This window comes from Shewanella sp. 10N.286.54.B9, from assembly GCF_041468565.1.
GTDB lineage: Bacteria > Pseudomonadota > Gammaproteobacteria > Enterobacterales > Shewanellaceae > Shewanella.
In genome coordinates this window covers 1-17,556 of sequence record NZ_JBFRIY010000081.1, presented here as the reverse complement: position 1 = coordinate 17,556, position 17,556 = coordinate 1, and the positions used below count along the sequence as shown (strand labels likewise).

Sequence of the window (17,556 nt, the reverse complement as noted above, 5' to 3'; positions counted from 1 at the left end):
AGAGCCGCTAAAACTCGCCTAAAGGAGTGTTTTTGGCTTGCTACTTCTGTGTTGAATAAACTCATAAGGGAACAACCATTATGTCATTTATCCGCCTTGAATTAGCTTGCCAAAAACGCTCTGAGTAGATCAACTTCTTATACTGATTGCAATTATTTACTAGTCCTAGGGTTCACAGCTAAGATAGACTGAATTTTTCGTTCCTATCAGTAAACATTGGCATGCAAGACACGATTAAGTATTGGCACCCACAAATTGTTAAAGAGATGGAGCTTAGCAAAGCTTGCTTCAACAATTTTGTATTCGAGCAGCACGTACACCTAGATTACCATCTTGGTGTCGTTGATTACGGTTGCCAAGAATATCGCCATAAGGGATCGAGTTATCGTTTGAGCCCTCAGCAAATATCGACCTTAAACCCAGATGAAAGCCATAATGGTTTTAGTTTTTTAGACAGTGGCTACAGGGCGCATGTCATGTCTTTGCCACTTCACTATGTAAAAAACCTTGAAGCAGAATTTAAGCAGCCACTATTCTTTAATCAACCACTCTACCCTGATAGCGAATTGTATCGTTATTTTCTCATGGTACATAACCAGTTAACCCTTGCTAATGACTACGTCAGTTCCTTACAAGCTGAAACCATGCTAATGGCTTTTATGACTGAGTTATTTACCAGAAACAACCAAGCACCGTTAACGCAGCCAAAACATTACCGTTTATCAACAGCGCAGTTAGAGACAATTAAATCGCTGTTTCACGATGATATAGGTGCTAATTTTGATCTAGCTTCTCTTGCGAATACTCTCGCGTTGAGCAAGTTTCAATTCTTAAGACAATTTAAAAGTGCGACTGGAATGACTCCACATGCTTATTTAAAAAGGATGCGGTTAGAATATGCAAAGAAGGCGCTGTTAAGTGGAAAAAGCGTCAGTGATACAGCTTATCAAGTCGGCTTTTTTGACCAGAGTCATTTCAATAAAGCCTTTAAACATGCCTATTTAACCACTCCAGCAATGTTTAAACGCCAAACATAACGTCGAGTCTAAAGTGCGTTAAGATATACGCCTGTATTCCAAGCTATTACCACCGCGACTTAAACAAGGGCTTCAGTAAGACAAAGGCTATTGCGGTCACTGCAATTTTTTACAATCAATATTAGCGGGACTAAGTAATAATCAGGGTTAACAATGATACCTCCCTTTCTTACAATTGAGATTTAAACTGTTTATGGATGTTCAATTACTCATTTCCCTCGCACTGATCCACACGATTGCTTTAGCGAGCCCAGGCCCAGACTTTGCGTTGGTCGTCAAACTATCGACTCAAGAAAACAGAGCTGTTGCGATGGCATCAGCAGTTGGGATCTCTGTCGCAATCCTCGCTCACACTCTTCTTAGTCTGACCGGATTAAGTTTGATAATTCATAGCTCTGAGCGGTTATTTATACTGGTACAACTTATTGGTGCCAGTTATCTTGCTTGGATGGGGGTTGGCGCTGCGCGCGCAGCTTTATCACATTGGCGTGATCCTGTTGCCTTAGAAAAAATACAACAAAGCGAAGGCTTAAGTGTTAAAAAAGGCTTCTTACAAGGGCTTTACACCAATCTGTTAAACCCTAAAGCGTTAGTGTTTTTTATCACCCTGTTTTCAACACTCATCACACCGCAAGTGTCACTCTCCACTAAAAGTGCTGCCGCGGTATTACTGTTCACTCTTTCTGTTATCTGGTTTAGCTTTATTGCTATGGTACTCACCAAACCTCGAATACAGATAAAGCTAAAGCGAGCGACGCCGGTAATAAACTTACTTACGGGCTGTGTGTTTATTAGCGTCGCATTAGTGATTATATCTGGAGTTATTTTATAAAAATCGCAATCATCATTGAGTGCCAAATCCTTATTTGTGCACTCAATAATTAGCGCTATCACCTGGCTTATCATCAATCAGTTAGCCGGTATTTTTCCAAACGGTATAGAAATGCTTTATAAGACAGACCTAACTGCTTTGCCGCGCGAGTACGATTACCTTGATGACGTTGCATCGCTTGCTGCAAACAATCCTTTTCAAATATTTCCCATTCAAAGCCGGTTTCGGGCAGAGTAAACTGTTTAGCATCAATAATACTTGGACTCTGAGTCAGCTCTGCGACAAGTTCTTCTTCATCTCCGAGCAATACAAAGCGCTCAATACGATTAGATAGCTCACGCACATTACCGGGCCAAGGGTAATCTAACAGTGCTTTCATGGTGGTGGAACTTAAGCTCACCGCTTCCAGACCGTATTGTCCACCATGAATTTTTAGAAAGTGCTCTATCAATCTGCCAATATCTTCTTGCCGATCACGTAACGGCGGCATTTCAATTGGCACCACATTTAAGCGATAGAATAGATCTTCACGAAATCGTCCTTCTGCAACTTCAACTTTGAGATCTCGATGTGTTGCGGCAATAACTCTGACATCAAGTTTAATTTCACTATTTTGCCCTAGTCGAGAGATCACTCCCTCTTGTAAAAATCGCAATAATTTGGTCTGTTGTAGTAAAGGTAATTCAGCCACTTCATCTAAAAAGATGGTGCCCTCGTTTGCCGCTTCCAATTTACCAATTTTTTGACTGGTAGCGCCAGTGAATGCCCCTTTCTCAGCGCCGAATAGCTCAGACTCAGCCAAGCTTTCAGGAATAGCGCCGCAATTTATAGCAATAAAAGGTTTATTTCGCCTTGGTGATAATTGATACAAAGCTCTGGCTGCAAGTTCTTTACCTGTGCCACTTTCACCACCAATAAGTACAGTGGCATCAGTCGCACTGACGCGCTGCACTCGGGTATACACCTTTTGCATACAGGGCGCTTTACCCACTAAGCCCACCAGCTCCTGCTGCTGTGATAACTCAGACGCTAAACGCTTATTATGCTGCTTAAGCTTTAGCGATTTAGCGACCTTTTCAATTGCCATAAACAGTGATTGGCGCTGATAGGGTTTAGAGAGGTAGTCATCGGCACCCGCTTGCATCGCATCTACCGCATGAGTGATAGTGCCGTAGGCTGTCGCAATAATAAAGCCTAAATCTGCATGCTCCCGCCTTACGTAAGTCAGCAAATCCATGCCAGATAATTGACCCAACTTCCAGTCGGAAAAAACCAAATCGGGCACGCTTTCTTTTAAAGATAAAATAGCTTGCTCTACACTTGCAGCTTCACTAACGAGATAGTTGTTTGCTGCTAACATTTGGCTTATTAATGAGCGCTGATCAGGTTCATCTTCCACCACAAGAATGCGCAAAGGCCGTTGACTCATCTATTTACTCTCCGTTGTATGGTGTGAGAAATCGATCAACAAAATAGTCGCGATGGTGCCTCCTTCAGGGTTATCTTGATAAAGTATATCGCCACCATAGTGACTTTCAATGAGTCGTTTAGCGATATAAATCCCCATCCCGGAACCTTCAGCTTTAGTTGATATATGTGGCTTAAACATCTGCGCTTTAATAGACGCCTCGATCCCCTTGCCCCAATCTGTAATCACGATAGTTCTGTTACTTTCAGTTTGACTCAATTCAATTTTAATCTGCGTGCCATTAACGTCGGCTTCAACCGCATTAACCAACACCGCATGTACAATGCTTCTAAGCTCTGATTCTGCGCCATGAACAGCTACCACTTTATCTGCATCAAAAATCACTTTGGGTTTTAGTCCTGAAATTGACAGTTCAAGTAGAATATCCTGCACGATAGCGTTCAGTGGGACTAAGTTGTCTCGCTGCACCTCGTGACTAGAGAGGGTTAATAATGACTGAATGCTCTTATCCATTAAGCCGATTTTCTTCTGCATTTTTTGATTTATGGCGTCACGATCATCTTGAGACTCGCTATAGATACTTTGCTCAGACAACAACCCTAAGGTGTGTAATGGATTTCTCAAGCTATGGGCAATTCCCCTAGTGATTTGGCCAAGATCTGCTAGATGCTGTTGCTGTGACATCTGCTGCTCTTTTCTTTTCCAACTTTCTAGTGCAAGACTCATGCGGTTAAAGCCACTCATGATCGTTTTAAGTTCTTTTACTCCCTGCTCTTTTAGCTGAATGCCAAAACGACCTTCACCTAGTTTCTTATGGCCACGAGCCAATTCGCTTAATGGCTCTGTCACGTGATGACTTAACCAATAGGCTAATATTAGCGCCATAATACTTGTGAGTAAGATCACCAGCAACACTGATTCACTAAAACGCTCTAGCAGATGATTGGCACCTTGACTGGGTAATTCAATACTACGTTGCTCTCGAACAACCACTCCGTCATCAGTATCGCCCTCTACAATCATGACTCTACCTGCCTGCAGCCAATCATCAGTATCAACCTCGAAACTATTAAGGCTTTCTTCGATCCGCTGTTGATACTCTTTGGCGGCCTCTATCTTTAACTGTTGCAGATTTTCTCGCTCTCCTTCAATATCTCGCCGCTCTTTCTCTAGCAAAGCTTGCACTTTCTCTTGCAGCGCCAATTGCTGCTTCTGGTAGGCACCTCCTTTAACAGCAGGAGTAGCGTTAGCAGCGATCTCCGCCAGAGATTCTGCAAGCTGAGATATTTCTACATCTAAGTCAGCGATATCTTCATCAAGTTCGATGACAAATTGCTCGCTATCTTCAGCCTCAATAAACTCTACATTATCCGATGGTGAAAACTCCCAGTTATCAATATCGGATGCTTTTTGAATCACCACACTAACCAAACTTTTTGATAATGATCTAGAGCTTTGCTCCAATTCTTGTTGAAGCTGTGTTTTAAAATACTGAGCCACAAAAAGCTGACTAATCGCCAGCATCAAAATAAGTGCTCCAAACAGCAGAAAAACATAACGCTTAATAGACATAGTCAACTCTTTACCTAGGGCTCTTGAACTTTCACAGTTGTTTTTGCCGCAGTTTATTGGTTATTTTAACAAGGGCTAGGCTATGCGATTTAATCCTGCTCCACCAATAACCCACAACGCAGTAAAACTAACCAAAAAGCGCGGCCTTTCTGGTTAGTTTCAATACATCCATATTAAGAAGTTCTCTTATCAGCTTTCTAGCTATACAAGTTTAATACCAGTTTGAAAACAACAAAGCCTCAACGGATCACCGCATTACAAGCCGTCATTTGCTATCAACCTTATCACGTTTAATAAAAAAATCCCCATATGGGGAAGTCATCAGCCCTTTTGGGGAAATCTCGATACTCTTTAGAGAGTTACTCCTCAATTTAATAGTAAAAAAGCCATGAATAGTGCACTTGAAGCAGTTGGCACGATCCTCGCTATATCAACTTTGATATTAAGCAAAGCACTCTGTGGCAGCTTTAAGAGCCACAATATTAAAAATTGAATTAAGGGAAAAAGTAATGAAAAAGAACTTACTGGTATGTGCACTATTAACTTGCGGCTTAGCTTTCCAAAGTAGCACTTTTGCTGCTCCGACAGAAATCGACTTAACAGAAACCGATAAGAAAGTATTTACGACTCAAATTGAAACCGATGAAAACGACATAACCCACGTCACGGTAAAATCCAATGGCAAACAACATGAACTCGCTTTTACACCCCAAGAGCTACAAGATAAAGATGTGCTCAAAGAAAAGTTAAGTGTATTGCCAAAAGAAGACCAAGCACTATTAACACGTACTTTGTCTCGTATGCAGCAACCCACCAAAGACAATGTTTTTATCATTGATGCCAAGCAAGATAAGGCGATAAAAATAAAACTAGAAAAACTGTATCAACAACTCGATGGGAAGACGGCCGAAATTGAAGCTCATGTGGTAAAAATTGAAGCTAAGTCTGGCGAGCTTGAGGCCAAAGCACTCGAAATAGAGAGATTATTCGAGCAAAATGAAGGCGACTTTGAAATTCATATTGAATCTCTGTCAGATGATATTGAGCTTATCACTGAACAAATCACAGAGTTAGAGGTTATGCGTTTTGGCGACAGTGAAAAACATGGCAAGTTTATTATCATCAATGATGAAGATGAACAAACTACCGAACATATTCTCAGCTTAATTAACCACATTGAGCTGAGTAAAGAGGACAAACAAAAGCTCATCTCTGCACTCAAAGATGCTAAGTAAGCCTCACTTTAATCAATAAGTGATCTCCCCAATGTGTTTTAGGCAAACAAATCCAAGGTCATGACCTTGTCTCGACGCGGCAAAACACTCGGGGAGCGAGCAAACCTTTATACCGATTACAATGATTGGTATTACCTTGATATAAAAAGGAGTATGTTCACTATTTCTGCACATAACATGTGGTCTTAACAAATATTAATTTGTTAATTGTGAAGCTGTCGATAGAATACTTGTTTAACTTTACCGTATCCTCTTCGGATACTTGAGTTCAACAAGGGTTAGATCTATGTGGTGGCGTATTGTTTTTATCAGTCTTGCATACTTATTGCTCGGCGCACATTTTCTTCGATTTGGGCAAACAGAGGCTTGCATAGCTTACGCTATCGCACCCGCTCTACTATTCATTAGAGCAACATGGGTGACTCGTTTATTACAATTGACGCTAGTGGTTTCTGCCTTCCTAGTTTGGGGAACAAGTGCTTTTGAATATGTTCAAATGCGCATACTTGCAGAAGCGCCCTGGTATCGACTAAGTATTATTATGGTCAGTGTTGTTGTGTTTACCTTATTTGCAGCGTGGTGCGGCAATGGCATTGTACATAGCCGCAGTCAGCGCCGAATTTTCAATTAGCTTTAGCCCATCCAGACTTGAAAATGCAGGGCTTAAGGGAATAGCAAAAACTTAGCAATATAGATATTTAGCCTATAGCTAGGTTCAACAAGATTTATCAGATATAGAGTGAGTCGCGAGCAATCTTCTGCTCGCGATATCAATAAAAATATTCAGCAGTGCTGTTACGCATATCAATATCAATGCGCCATTAAAGCGGATTTCTGAAAAATTGCTATCGATATAAAAGCCCAATGTCGCCACACCCAACATCCCTAGAATCGCAGTTTCCCGCAGAATAACTTCAAATCGATAGAAGAGTAATGCCATCATATTAGGGTATATTCTAGGCAATATATCATACACATAACCATCAAATTTACCGTTAAAATGCTGGCTATACGTAGTCGACATACTTTGCCTTGCGACTAAATAGGCGATTAAGGCACCATTATGAATGGCCAAAGCAAGAATAGCCGGTAGCATAGATGGTCCCAGTAACAGCATGAAAATATAAGCAAATATATACTCAGGAATTGACCTTAAAATAAGTAGGTTAACGTTATTCGTAGCCGCTAGAAATGAGCCTGTTAATGGTTTAAAACTAATGGCTGTTAACAAAAGTGTGAGTAAGTAACTAGCACCTAATGCTGCCACAGCAAGTAACAATGTCGCCAACACACCCGGCAAGGCTTGTTCGGTGACAATCTGATAAAACCACTCCCCAAACAAAACCCATTTATCAGTCGATATCAGATCTGCACTATGGCTTTGGAACATCGGCGGTAAAATATCATCACTCAAAAAACGCCAAACGAGCGAACTAGCGATAGTCGTTACTTCAGGTAATAACAACATAGCAGCGAAAAAATATACAGGTAATAGCTTAGCGCGGCACCAATAAGGGATTGTACCTATTAACACAATAAACAGAATAAGGAGCGCAGCTCCTTGATGATAGTGCCCCTGCCTAAACGCAGATTCGAGATAAAAACCCAGTGTCGGCATTCCTACAAATCCAAGTATCGCGCTGCTTCTTAAGGCACACTCAAATCGATAGCGTACATACGCTTTTATTTCATTAAAGACATGAGCAAAACGGCCATATATGTAGCGACTGACTTTATCTGTATTTGACGGTAAATTTTGCAATGTAGAGGCTGGCGCTTGCTGCAAAATATCACTGAAAACTCGAGCAAACGTTGCGCCATAAGGTAGAGCGATCGCCAACACTCCAGTTAAAGGAGATAAGCCAAAGACTTGTAAAAATAGTAATGCCCAAAACAACTCATGGATAGAACGAATAAAAGCACAAATTGCCGCCACTATGGGCTTGTTATAAATGAGGGCAATTGGACTACCTAGCAATAGTCCTGTGGCGACACCGAGTAAGGCAAAACTTATCGTCTGCCATACCGCTTCCAACAGGTATTCGGTTGCTAAAAAATCTGGCGAGAGAAACCCAAAAGCAATGCGTTTAAGCTCACTCCATGGATCTAACGCGATGATCTCGGTATCGGCCCAATAAAAGCATGCGAGTGTAATAATTAATAAAACCAACGAGACTCGCTGCCAATAGCCAAAAAATGCCCATCGTGGTTCATGTCTATTCATGAAATGTTCACTCAACGATTGTTGAGTTACTGGCTAAAAACTCTTGATTCATAGAATCTTGATAAAAGTCTTGCAGCATGTCAATCGTCAGCAAAGAAGCCTTGCAGTCAATACATTTTCTACCGTTACGCAAGCCAATCACTCGGTCAAAATACTCCAACGCCATATTCATATCATGCAGCACCATAATAACCGACTCATGTTGCTGTAATACATGCTTAATCAGGCGCTTACTCATAAATGGATCGAGAGCAGAAAAAGGCTCGTCACCAATAAAAACCGGCATTTGCTGATATAAAGCTCGGCCAACTGCTGTTCGCTGTCGCTGACCACCAGAAAGCTTAGAAACGGCTTGCGATAATGGACTATCTAGCTCTAGGTCTTGGGCTATGATGTGGACTTCTTCAAGCGGTTTTTTAAATGGAAATGGTAAGTTCAACAGATTATAAAATGCAGAGTTTCGACCAAGCGCGCCCATATAGATGTTATGGAATATACTCAAGCTTTCTACTAAGCCCTGTTGCTGAGAGCAGTATGCAGCGCTCCCATGCAACTGAGTATAAATATGAGAAATAAGTGTAGATTTTCCAGAACCCGAGCTGCCAATAACAGCAACTTTTTCACCTGCCTTTATTGAAAGATCGATAGAATCGAGTGCTTTTTTATCGCCAAAGCTAAGGGAAAAATCACATATTTTTAGCATCAACTAGTCAATTAACCCGATAGTTTTGGCTACATTTTCAATAGGTTCATAATCAGAGTTATCAGCGGCCACAAAGGATTTTCGAGGAAAACTTTTTAGAAGCTCTGGATCGTTCATCTCCAATAATACGGCCGATAGTTTAGCTTTAAAACCATCACCAAAAGCGTCATCAACCCCCTCTCTTACTGTCCACTGATAGTCAGGGTATGTAGGGCTTTCCCAAATAACGTCAACCTTTTTTAAATCAACCTTTCCGGCTGCAACAGCCGATTCCCACACTTTATAATTTACAGCCCCTACTTGATAAACTCCAGCTTGGACTTGAGCAATAGTGCGGCTGTGATCTCCAGAGAATCCAATACGCTTAAAAATGTCTTCCGGTCGTTTACCCAGGTTTCGTTCAATAAAAAACTGCGGCATTAATCGCCCCGAGGTCGAATCTTTCGAACCAAAGGTAAAGGTGTAGCCGTTAAGATTTGGAAAACTATCGTTAACTAGCATATCCGTCGAGTGATGTGCGATAAAATAACTTTTAAAAAACTGGTCTTCGTAACCTTGGGCTATCGCGTCAGAACCAGGAACGAGTCGCCTAGCTTGAACGCCTGAAAGGCCACCAAACCATGCCAGCTGTACTTGATTGTTTCTAAATGCTGTTACTGCTGCAGAGTATGACTTTACTGGGATATATTTAACTTCTACGCCCAATTTCTCTTCTAAATACACCGCAACTTTATCAAAGCGAGTTCGCAGCTGGCTCTCATCCTCATCAGGAATAGCGGTAAATGTAAAGGTAGCAGCTAATGCGCTTGGCGCGACAAGCAAGAGAAATACACTTATAAGGGGTTTAAACGCAAACATAATCAGCCTGATTTGACAAAAATTTAACGGATCTTAACCAAATTGGGTAAACAAACCCAGAATTATGTCGCTAAAGTGTTAGATAATTACGGATTAAGACATAACCGCGCTTCTATTTTCGACGATCAATCTGCCTTTCAAGCTGAATGACGACACAATTCAGCAAAGGTTAAGTAATTGAAGCGTAAACTCCTACGCAAATTGAAACACTTAGTTGGCAGTTGGCATAATTCTGCGTAAACTAATCTTTATCGCATTCAAGGATATTTGACTATGAGAATATTGGTTGTTGAAGATGATCCGATTCTATCTCACCACCTAAAAGTGCAATTGAGCGAACTAGGAAACCAAGTTCAGGTTGCATTAACAGCAAAAGAGGGATTTTATCAAGCAACAAACTATCCAATAGATGTTGCTATTGTTGACCTTGGCCTCCCAGATCAAGATGGCATTAGTTTGATTCAGAGCCTACGCGATAACGGCCTTAAAGCACCTGTACTCATTTTGACAGCACGAGTTAATTGGCAGGACAAAGTTGAGGGCCTCAATGCTGGCGCCGATGACTACTTAGTAAAACCTTTCCAGAAAGAAGAGCTCGTTGCTCGACTTGATGCACTAGTTAGACGTAGTGCCGGTTTTGTTAAGCCTAAAATAACCAGTGGTGCCCTGGAGATCGATTTAGCGGCAAAGCAAGTCACAATGAATGAAGAACCGATGGAAGTCACCGCATTTGAGTACCTCATTCTCGAATACTTAATGCGCCATTGCCATGAAGTTGTCGCAAAGCAGCGCCTACTCGACGTGATCTACGGCGACAAAGAAGGCGACCCTAACACTATTGAAGTCATGGTAAGCCGATTACGCAAAAAACTGACTAAAGATGGTTTGGAAAATCCTATCGCCACCATCCGTGGTCAAGGCTATAAATTTAACCTGCCATGCAGCTAAACTTTAAGCCTAAGAAACGTCTGCTAACGCGGATGTTTCTCACCTCATTATCAATCATTGCTCTAGTGGGCTTTGGTTTAGCGTGGATGGTCAATATCCTTCACGCACAAAATAGCTACAACGAAGAAACGTCTCAACTCATTGCAGAGATCCCTAAAGTTGCTGCGGAACTTAGAGAGCATGATCTTCTCCCGGATAATAGCGACGAATGGTTAGCAGAAAACAATGCCTCCCAGCGCTATATTATTGCCAGTTGTGATAGCACTTTTAACCAGGTATGGACATCTTCAATGGCTGTTGACCGCGGTCTATTTGATACTTGTGAGCGATTCAATGAGATCCGTGATAGCAACCCGCCTTACTACCTTTCTTTAGCGGATACACGTGGCTATTTTGTTTACTTACTTTCATTAGATATCGCAGGCAGTGAATATAATTTGCTGGTACTGAAAGATGCCGAAAAGCTTGAAGAAGAATACAGTAAGTTTAGCCGTCGAACCTATATACGTTTAGGTTTCGTACTCGCACTAGCGCTAGTATTATTGATCAGTGCTGCCTATTGGGGAATGCGTCCCTTAGTGCAACTTAGAAATGAACTACAATCGGTAAACAGTGGCAAATCTAAGACTCTTTCTGAGGGCTACCCCGTTGAATTAGAAGGTGTCACGCAAGCGCTTAATCAGCTTTTAGTACAATCAAGTGCACAGCAACAGCGATACCAAAACGCGATGAATGATTTGGCCCACAGCCTTAAAACTCGCCTGGCAGCTGTGCATGCCATTACTGATGACGCCACATTAGATAAAGAGGCGACTAGCGAAAAAATAATGGAACAAGTTAGCCAAATGGATCAGCTGGTCAAATATCAATTGAAGCGAGCAATGCTAGGAAGAAAAGGGTTAAAGCAAGAGCAAACTCTAATCGCCCCGCTTGTGGATCAGCTTGCGCAAATGCTATTTAAAGTATATCGAGACAAACAGGTGATTTTTGAGTCTCATATTGAGCAAGAACATGTATTTCCAGGTGATAAAGGCGACTTAATGGAGCTCTGTGGCAACTTGATGGAGAATGCATTCAAGTTATGCATCACCACAGTAAGAGTATCATCTTATTACAACGATGCCGGCGAGTTTGAGTTATTAGTTGAAGATGACGGCCCAGGCGTTGATGAAAGTATCAGACAGAATATCATTCAGCGCGGAGTAAGAGCTGATACCCAGAAAGCGGGACAAGGTATAGGTCTAGCTGTCTGCAATGAGATAGTTATCAGCTATGGTGGACGTCTCAGCATTGAGACGTCGGAATTAGAGGGAGCTTGTTTTAGGATCTCTATCCCTATTTAGCGCCATACAGTTGCTCGGCACGATTAAACATTATCCATGAAGTTGCGATATATTTATCGCAATTTTTTGGCATATTGCCACGATGTGAGTGGGTAAATCCTGCAGGCGCAATCACCATAGTGCCCTTTTTAGGTTTCACTTTTTTATCTTGATAATAAAACTCAGTTTCGCCGCCCTCTTCCACATCATTTAAGTAAAACATATACAATACGACTCGATGCAAGGCTTCGTTATGATTTAATTGCGGAAATTGCTCTGAATGCCAGTGCGGGTATCCCCCCTTGTCTTTATCATACTTCTGGATATTGATGCTGCCGCTTCGGTATAGGTACTTAACAATCGCCTCCGCTCTCGGCTCGCCTAACGTTGCGTAATTATCAGGCTTTAGCGTTACAGCCTCACCATTTTCATTCGACACGCCCACGGACACAGCCCCCATCAGTGCCATCGAATACTTATTGAAGTAATTAGCAGCATGAGAAAGCGTATAACCTAGCAAGCTATTTTTAAGTGTTGTTAGGTCTTCATGTGAATCAAGCATCAGATCGCGGCTTAGCTTTTTCTCAATATCCACGCCACCACCTGTGCTACCAGCTAAAACTCCAGGGTGGCTATCGAAAGCACTAATAAGTTGATCACAAAGTTCATCGGGAAGTGCATTAGGGTATATTTCAATAAAATCCATTTGATACTCTTAAAACTGTAATTGTTTGAGTTCCCATATTTGTAAACATATGAGTTAAGCAATTGTAAATTATACAGGTTGCGTTAAAATAGCAAATTAAGGAAGAATCACACAAACACATATGCCAAATAGTTGTAAAGTTGCAGTGGAGCAGCTACAGATCGGTAACTTCATAAGACTACCTATCTCATGGAAAGATCATCCATTCTTATTCAGTAGCTTCAAAATTCGGCAACAAGCTCAAATTGAACTCATTAAGAACCTTGGGATTGAACATGTATTCGTTATCGTTGAACGCAGCGATACGCCGATCTTAAGCGTTAAAGATGCTCAAGCCCCAAAACAGAACGCTGTAGAAAGTGATTTGGATAAACTTTCAGATGAACTTAACAAACAAAAAGCTGAAAGTATTGAAGCTCACAAAAGTTTGAGACGCCATTTACAGAAAACTGAACAACAATTTGAACGTTCAGTGGCGATGATCCGAAGCTTAATGGGTAAACTACGCAATCGCCCCCTGAATGCGGTCAACGATGCAAAAGAGCTGATCCATAATATTTGCGAACAGTTATTAACATCAGATAAGTTAGTCTTGCATTTAATGTCAGACTCAAAAAATGACGATGGTATTTACTTTCACTCTCTAAATGTATCTGTCTTATCGATGTTAATCGCAAAAGAGCTAGGTTGGACACGTAATGAGATAGAGCTAATTGGCTTAGGCGCGCTATTTCACGACACCGGAAAATTGAAAGTGCCTACTCAACTAATGAGAAAAACCACACCGCACACGCAAGCAGAGCAAAACTTTATCAATCAACATCCAGCGATGGGTGTCGAATTACTGAAACTTGCTGATAACTTCCCAGCTGAAGCATTACCAATAATATTGAACCATCACGAGTTTCTAGATGGTTCTGGTACACCCAAAGGGCTAAAAGAACCTGAAATTGATAAGCTAAGCCAGCTTGTCACCGCAGTAAACACTTATGATAACCTTTGCCATTCAGATCGAAGCAGAAAAGCTCGCACGCCATTTTCTGCTCTTGGCTACCTGTACAAGCATTATCAATCACAATTAAACCCCGACATAGTCGGTAGAATGGTAAAAATGTTGGGGATTTATCCACCTGGCAGTATTGTTGAACTTTCTTCAGGTCAATACGGTATGGTCATGTCTGTAAATGTAAGCCAATTACTTTTGCCAAGGATCTTAGTTTACGATGCATTAGTGCCTAAAGAACAAGCACCTATTGTTGAACTTGCACAAGAAGGCATAACAATTGTTAGATGTTTACCTCCTGCAGCTCTTCCTGAAAAAGTATTCAAGTACCTAAACCCTAGGGAAAGAGTTAGCTATTTTTTTGGTAGTGACAACTAGAGAAAAGCCATTTTATAGCGATTCAACTTGTCTATTTCTTGCTCTATTACGCAGCTGTTACTAGATTTAATCTAATAATAAATGCATTGGAGTAAGTTTTTATGACTGAATTACCCAGTTTTGACAGGTTGCTTTGGCTTGCGGAAAACGATCCCAAAGAGTTAGATGCTTTGCAGAAAAAGTTAAATCAACAAGTCATAGATGAGAGTGCTGCAACCAGTAAGCCCAAATTAATATCTTTACTGGACCATCTCGAAAAAAAGCTCTCTCTGTGTAAGACACCCTATCAACGCTACCACGTAGTTAGCAATATGATGTATCAAAAACTATCTAGCCTTAATGACATATTAAATCGGCCGGAAGAGTTTTATCAGCACAAAGCTAGCGTACTTAGATTTACAAGTACTGAGCGAAATGCTGAAACTAAAACAGCTCGCTAGATGCGAGCTGTTTTAGTTATAACCAACCTTTGCGTTTAAAGAATAAATAAGTACCTGCGGCACTACCAAACATCATCAAAATAGCCATCGGGTAACCTAATTGCCAATCAAGCTCAGGCATATTAGCGAAGTTCATACCATAACTACTTGCAATTACTGTTGGTGGTAAGAAGACTACCGCTGCGACCGAAAATATCTTAATAATCTTATTCTGTTGTAGCCCACTAAACCCCATTGCAGCATCCAACAAGAAGTTCAACTTATCAAAAATAAACTGACTATGCGGCATCAAAGATTCAATGTCTGAAAGCATTTCACGTAGATCTTTAAGTTCGCCTTCGGATAGTTTATCCCAATAATATTTCTGCATAAAACGTAACGAACGTTGCGTATCAAGCAAACTTAGTCTTATCTTGCCATTAGAATCTTCTTGTCGGGTAATGAGTTTGAAGACATCATCAAGCTCTTCATTTTTAAATACTTCTTCACTAACACTATCAAGCACAGTGTATACATCTTCAATTAGATCTGAAAGATAATCGACTTTTAGATTAAATAGTTCAAGGAGTAATGCTTGCGGGGTTGAAGCCTCAATACGACCGAGCCTCAAGTAGTTCCTCAATAATCTGATTAAACCTACATCCTCCTCTCTAATCGTCAACAAGAAGTTTGGCCGGATATTAAAAGAGACGTTTACACCTTTGACATCTTGCCCTGCTCGTTGGGGAAAGAGGGAGTTGATATGTAATCCATCTTTATTCTGATAAAAACGGGCTGAAGCCTCAATCTCGTTAATGTCTTCCTCTTCAGGCACATCTTCAACCGAAAACTGACTTAACCACTCTCGTTCATTATCATCAGGCTTATAAAGATCTAACCACAGTGTGCCGGGAGGGATATTATCCTTGATGCTCAATTCGCTTATCGTTAAGTTACGATTTTCGTAGGCATAGGCTGTTATCATAGCTCCTCCTTCATACAATTAATCAACTAATAGAGTAAAAAACGAGGCTATTCTAACCTAAAAAGATATATCGCAAAGCGCTAACTAAAAGAAAAACCTCAATTATTACTCTTGTACCGTATTTGCGACAATAATTCGCTCTTGATTAGACAATCTGACTTTTATTCCATCAACTGTTGTTATTTCGTTGTTGGCAATATTCTTTTTTCTTACTTGGTACACAACGGTATCATCACTCATAGGCGACACAATTGTTACACTTACAACCTTATTACCATCTTGCCAATCCCAGTACCAATAGCCAGCACTTGCTAGTAATGAAAGGCTAAGAATTGCATATAAAGCAAAGCGAATTATTATTCCCCGTCCCATATCTTGAGTTCGCTCTTTAGCGGGGTTCACTTTAGACTGGCGAATATAAAACATAGCACCCGCTATGACTAATATCGTCACAAGAATTTTTGTTAGCACGCGCAATCTCCAAACCCATAATGAAAAACCATTATAACCAAATTCACAGTTTGAAACTGTTAATAATATCTAAGCATTTAAACGCAGTAGCTGATTAATTGGAGATGAACCTGCAAAACAAAATGCGTTCTGCTATAAAGTAGGTATCAATTCAAACAAAGGCTTTCTATGAGATTAACCCAATCAATCTTTACCGCTTTATTAATTTGCGTAAACTCCTCAGCTTTTGCCAACGTAGAGGTTACATTTCCCTCTAACTCTGAACTCATATTGGTTAACGGTAAGGAGAACAACAGTACGGATAAATTATCGCTAGGTAACGGTGAAAACCAATTAGCATTGCGATATATCGGTCGTTACCAACAACAAGGATCTCAAACCCAATTTAGCTCTGACGTCGTCATCATGACATTTTCAGCTGAAAATGCACAGCTGACTATAACGTTACCAAGAATACGTTCAAATAGCGCCGCAGATGCTTTTAACCGAAATCCAAACATAACTCTGAAAGATTCAACCGGAGTCGATATTGCATTCCGTCAGGACAAGCTCATCAAAGATGGCATGCAACTTGGCCGAGATTATGAAAAAGAGATCTTTGATTACAATAGTAGTAACCAAGTGGCTGCGTTAGGCGCTTTAGCTGCACCAATAGCAACTCAAGTTCAGCCAAATCTACAGCAGGTTGAAAACGTTGCAAAACAGGCTAATGCTCCCAAACAAACAGATCAAATAAATGTTGGCCAGATGCTCGACTTTTGGTACCAACAAGCCGATGAAGAAACTAGAAAAGCATTCAAATTGAAAATTAACAGTAAAGAATAAAACCAATACCATACTGGCACTACAAACTTAAGGTTAATTGGTTTTAGTGCCACTGCAACTTAGATTTACCACCCTCGTGTACATAACACCAATAGATCTTCAATCACCGCTGTAGTCGCAAACAGAAAAACCTAAAAGCGCTAACTAATCCAGGCTGTTAACTTTCTCTAAAAGCTTAGATATTGTCAAGATAGCTAAGTGCCCACTTAAAGTCATTGATTCAGTAATGCCTCAATATTGTTCTATTTCAAAGCATTGCCGTCAGTAAATAACTTACTCTTTATTATCCTCGAAGTGTACACATGGGCATATCAGCCACACAGCTATCAGTGCAGCCCTAAGCACTATAGCCAAATGATTAACTGACTCAAATTACAGACGTAAAAAAGCCCGTTGCGTTAGCAACGGGCTTAATACTCTCTTAACGAGACCGATGTTAATAAGAACAGGCACCTGGAAATGACCTACTCATACATGGGCATATCGACCACACCGCTATCAATGTAATGCAGAGCGCTATAACACCATGATTAGCTAACTCAAATTGCAGACGTAAAAAAGCCCGTTGCGTTAGCAACGGGCTTTCTCGTATTAGGCGCCTGGAAATGA

The 17,556-nt window shown here is 40.9% G+C and carries 17 protein-coding genes; 9 read left to right on the top strand and 8 right to left on the bottom strand.

The genetic code is table 11. From position 1 onward, the window contains the following. The first annotated feature begins 221 nt into the window (after window positions 1–221). Both AB4135_RS21385 and AB4135_RS21380 read left to right on the top strand, forming a co-directional pair. A complete protein-coding gene (locus AB4135_RS21385) occupies window positions 222–1,037 on the top strand; it encodes an AraC family transcriptional regulator (protein WP_371995447.1) in 816 nt (271 codons plus the stop codon). Between the two features lie 193 nt (window positions 1,038–1,230). After that, window positions 1,231–1,869 (top strand): LysE family translocator, encoded by a 639-nt coding sequence (locus tag AB4135_RS21380; RefSeq protein WP_371995446.1) that lies wholly within the window; start codon window positions 1,231–1,233, stop codon window positions 1,867–1,869. Between the two features lie 73 nt (window positions 1,870–1,942). Here AB4135_RS21380 and AB4135_RS21375 read toward each other — a convergent pair whose 3' ends face one another. Both AB4135_RS21375 and AB4135_RS21370 read right to left on the bottom strand, forming a co-directional pair. Continuing rightward, window positions 1,943–3,298 carry a sigma-54-dependent transcriptional regulator gene (locus AB4135_RS21375; protein WP_371995445.1) on the bottom strand — a complete coding sequence of 452 codons (1,356 nt, stop codon included), beginning with the start codon at window positions 3,296–3,298 and terminating at the stop codon, window positions 1,943–1,945. Beyond that, window positions 3,299–4,870, bottom strand: a complete 1,572-nt coding sequence (locus AB4135_RS21370; protein WP_371995444.1) for an ATP-binding protein — start codon at window positions 4,868–4,870, stop codon at window positions 3,299–3,301. Window positions 4,871–5,379: 509 nt separating this feature from the next. Here AB4135_RS21370 and AB4135_RS21365 point away from each other — a divergent pair. Both AB4135_RS21365 and AB4135_RS21360 read left to right on the top strand, forming a co-directional pair. Continuing rightward, a complete protein-coding gene (locus AB4135_RS21365; protein ID WP_371995443.1) occupies window positions 5,380–6,105 on the top strand; it encodes a hypothetical protein in 726 nt (241 codons plus the stop codon). A 286-nt stretch (window positions 6,106–6,391) separates the two neighbouring features. Beyond that, window positions 6,392–6,736 carry a hypothetical protein gene (locus AB4135_RS21360; RefSeq protein ID WP_371995442.1) on the top strand — a complete coding sequence of 115 codons (345 nt, stop codon included), beginning with the start codon at window positions 6,392–6,394 and terminating at the stop codon, window positions 6,734–6,736. A gap of 84 nt (window positions 6,737–6,820) precedes the next feature. Here AB4135_RS21360 and AB4135_RS21355 read toward each other — a convergent pair whose 3' ends face one another. Genes AB4135_RS21355 through AB4135_RS21345 form a run of 3 tightly spaced genes read right to left on the bottom strand, consistent with a single transcriptional unit; the run spans window position 6,821 to window position 9,890 of the window. Further along, on the bottom strand, window positions 6,821–8,329 hold the full coding sequence (locus AB4135_RS21355; protein WP_371995441.1) for a PhnE/PtxC family ABC transporter permease: 1,509 nt from the start codon (window positions 8,327–8,329) through the stop codon (window positions 6,821–6,823). Between the two features lie 7 nt (window positions 8,330–8,336). Next, the gene (locus AB4135_RS21350; protein ID WP_371995440.1) at window positions 8,337–9,032 is read right to left on the bottom strand and encodes an ATP-binding cassette domain-containing protein; all 696 of its coding nucleotides are present in this window, start codon (window positions 9,030–9,032) and stop codon (window positions 8,337–8,339) included. Between the two features lie 3 nt (window positions 9,033–9,035). Next, window positions 9,036–9,890 (bottom strand): putative selenate ABC transporter substrate-binding protein, encoded by an 855-nt coding sequence (locus AB4135_RS21345; protein WP_371995439.1) that lies wholly within the window; start codon window positions 9,888–9,890, stop codon window positions 9,036–9,038. A 273-nt stretch (window positions 9,891–10,163) separates the two neighbouring features. Here AB4135_RS21345 and AB4135_RS21340 point away from each other — a divergent pair, with 273 nt between their 5' ends. Both AB4135_RS21340 and AB4135_RS21335 read left to right on the top strand, forming a co-directional pair. Next, complete coding sequence (locus tag AB4135_RS21340; protein WP_220739817.1) at window positions 10,164–10,838, top strand: response regulator; 675 nt, start codon at window positions 10,164–10,166, stop codon at window positions 10,836–10,838. Further along, window positions 10,829–12,181: a sensor histidine kinase gene (locus AB4135_RS21335; protein WP_371995438.1), complete on the top strand. Its 1,353-nt coding sequence runs from the start codon at window positions 10,829–10,831 to the stop codon at window positions 12,179–12,181. The genes AB4135_RS21340 and AB4135_RS21335 overlap by 10 nt, the downstream gene beginning before the upstream one ends. Here the strand turns inward: AB4135_RS21335 and AB4135_RS21330 are convergent. After that, window positions 12,174–12,866, bottom strand: a complete 693-nt coding sequence (locus AB4135_RS21330) for a 2OG-Fe(II) oxygenase (RefSeq protein ID WP_371995437.1) — start codon at window positions 12,864–12,866, stop codon at window positions 12,174–12,176. The two genes, AB4135_RS21335 and AB4135_RS21330, sit on opposite strands and share 8 nt — an antisense overlap. A gap of 121 nt (window positions 12,867–12,987) precedes the next feature. On the opposite strand from AB4135_RS21330, the gene AB4135_RS21325 reads away from it, so the two are divergent. Both AB4135_RS21325 and AB4135_RS21320 read left to right on the top strand, forming a co-directional pair. Further along, window positions 12,988–14,247 carry an HD-GYP domain-containing protein gene (locus AB4135_RS21325; RefSeq protein WP_371995436.1) on the top strand — a complete coding sequence of 420 codons (1,260 nt, stop codon included), beginning with the start codon at window positions 12,988–12,990 and terminating at the stop codon, window positions 14,245–14,247. Window positions 14,248–14,348: 101 nt separating this feature from the next. Beyond that, window positions 14,349–14,687: a DUF3135 domain-containing protein gene (locus tag AB4135_RS21320; RefSeq protein WP_371995435.1), complete on the top strand. Its 339-nt coding sequence runs from the start codon at window positions 14,349–14,351 to the stop codon at window positions 14,685–14,687. A gap of 16 nt (window positions 14,688–14,703) precedes the next feature. Here the strand turns inward: AB4135_RS21320 and corA are convergent, their stop codons facing one another. Next, window positions 14,704–15,651 (bottom strand): magnesium/cobalt transporter CorA, encoded by a 948-nt coding sequence (gene corA, locus AB4135_RS21315; RefSeq protein WP_371995434.1) that lies wholly within the window; start codon window positions 15,649–15,651, stop codon window positions 14,704–14,706. Between the two features lie 105 nt (window positions 15,652–15,756). Further along, window positions 15,757–16,122 (bottom strand): hypothetical protein, encoded by a 366-nt coding sequence (locus tag AB4135_RS21310; protein WP_371995433.1) that lies wholly within the window; start codon window positions 16,120–16,122, stop codon window positions 15,757–15,759. 168 nt (window positions 16,123–16,290) lie between these two features. On the opposite strand from AB4135_RS21310, the gene AB4135_RS21305 reads away from it, so the two are divergent. Next, window positions 16,291–16,947, top strand: a complete 657-nt coding sequence (locus AB4135_RS21305; protein WP_371995432.1) for a DUF2057 family protein — start codon at window positions 16,291–16,293, stop codon at window positions 16,945–16,947. Window positions 16,948–17,556: the final 609 nt, after the last annotated feature.

Coding starts and splice junctions, on each gene's coding strand:
- AB4135_RS21385 (WP_371995447.1), top strand. CDS start 222: ATGCAAGACACGATTAAGTATTGGCACCCACAAATTGTTAAAGAGATG.
- AB4135_RS21380 (WP_371995446.1), top strand. CDS start 1,231: ATGGATGTTCAATTACTCATTTCCCTCGCACTGATCCACACGATTGCT.
- AB4135_RS21375 (WP_371995445.1), bottom strand. CDS start 3,298: ATGAGTCAACGGCCTTTGCGCATTCTTGTGGTGGAAGATGAACCTGAT.
- AB4135_RS21370 (WP_371995444.1), bottom strand. CDS start 4,870: ATGTCTATTAAGCGTTATGTTTTTCTGCTGTTTGGAGCACTTATTTTG.
- AB4135_RS21365 (WP_371995443.1), top strand. CDS start 5,380: ATGAAAAAGAACTTACTGGTATGTGCACTATTAACTTGCGGCTTAGCT.
- AB4135_RS21360 (WP_371995442.1), top strand. CDS start 6,392: ATGTGGTGGCGTATTGTTTTTATCAGTCTTGCATACTTATTGCTCGGC.
- AB4135_RS21355 (WP_371995441.1), bottom strand. CDS start 8,329: ATGAATAGACATGAACCACGATGGGCATTTTTTGGCTATTGGCAGCGA.
- AB4135_RS21350 (WP_371995440.1), bottom strand. CDS start 9,032: ATGCTAAAAATATGTGATTTTTCCCTTAGCTTTGGCGATAAAAAAGCA.
- AB4135_RS21345 (WP_371995439.1), bottom strand. CDS start 9,890: ATGTTTGCGTTTAAACCCCTTATAAGTGTATTTCTCTTGCTTGTCGCG.
- AB4135_RS21340 (WP_220739817.1), top strand. CDS start 10,164: ATGAGAATATTGGTTGTTGAAGATGATCCGATTCTATCTCACCACCTA.
- AB4135_RS21335 (WP_371995438.1), top strand. CDS start 10,829: ATGCAGCTAAACTTTAAGCCTAAGAAACGTCTGCTAACGCGGATGTTT.
- AB4135_RS21330 (WP_371995437.1), bottom strand. CDS start 12,866: ATGGATTTTATTGAAATATACCCTAATGCACTTCCCGATGAACTTTGT.
- AB4135_RS21325 (WP_371995436.1), top strand. CDS start 12,988: ATGCCAAATAGTTGTAAAGTTGCAGTGGAGCAGCTACAGATCGGTAAC.
- AB4135_RS21320 (WP_371995435.1), top strand. CDS start 14,349: ATGACTGAATTACCCAGTTTTGACAGGTTGCTTTGGCTTGCGGAAAAC.
- corA (WP_371995434.1), bottom strand. CDS start 15,651: ATGATAACAGCCTATGCCTACGAAAATCGTAACTTAACGATAAGCGAA.
- AB4135_RS21305 (WP_371995432.1), top strand. CDS start 16,291: ATGAGATTAACCCAATCAATCTTTACCGCTTTATTAATTTGCGTAAAC.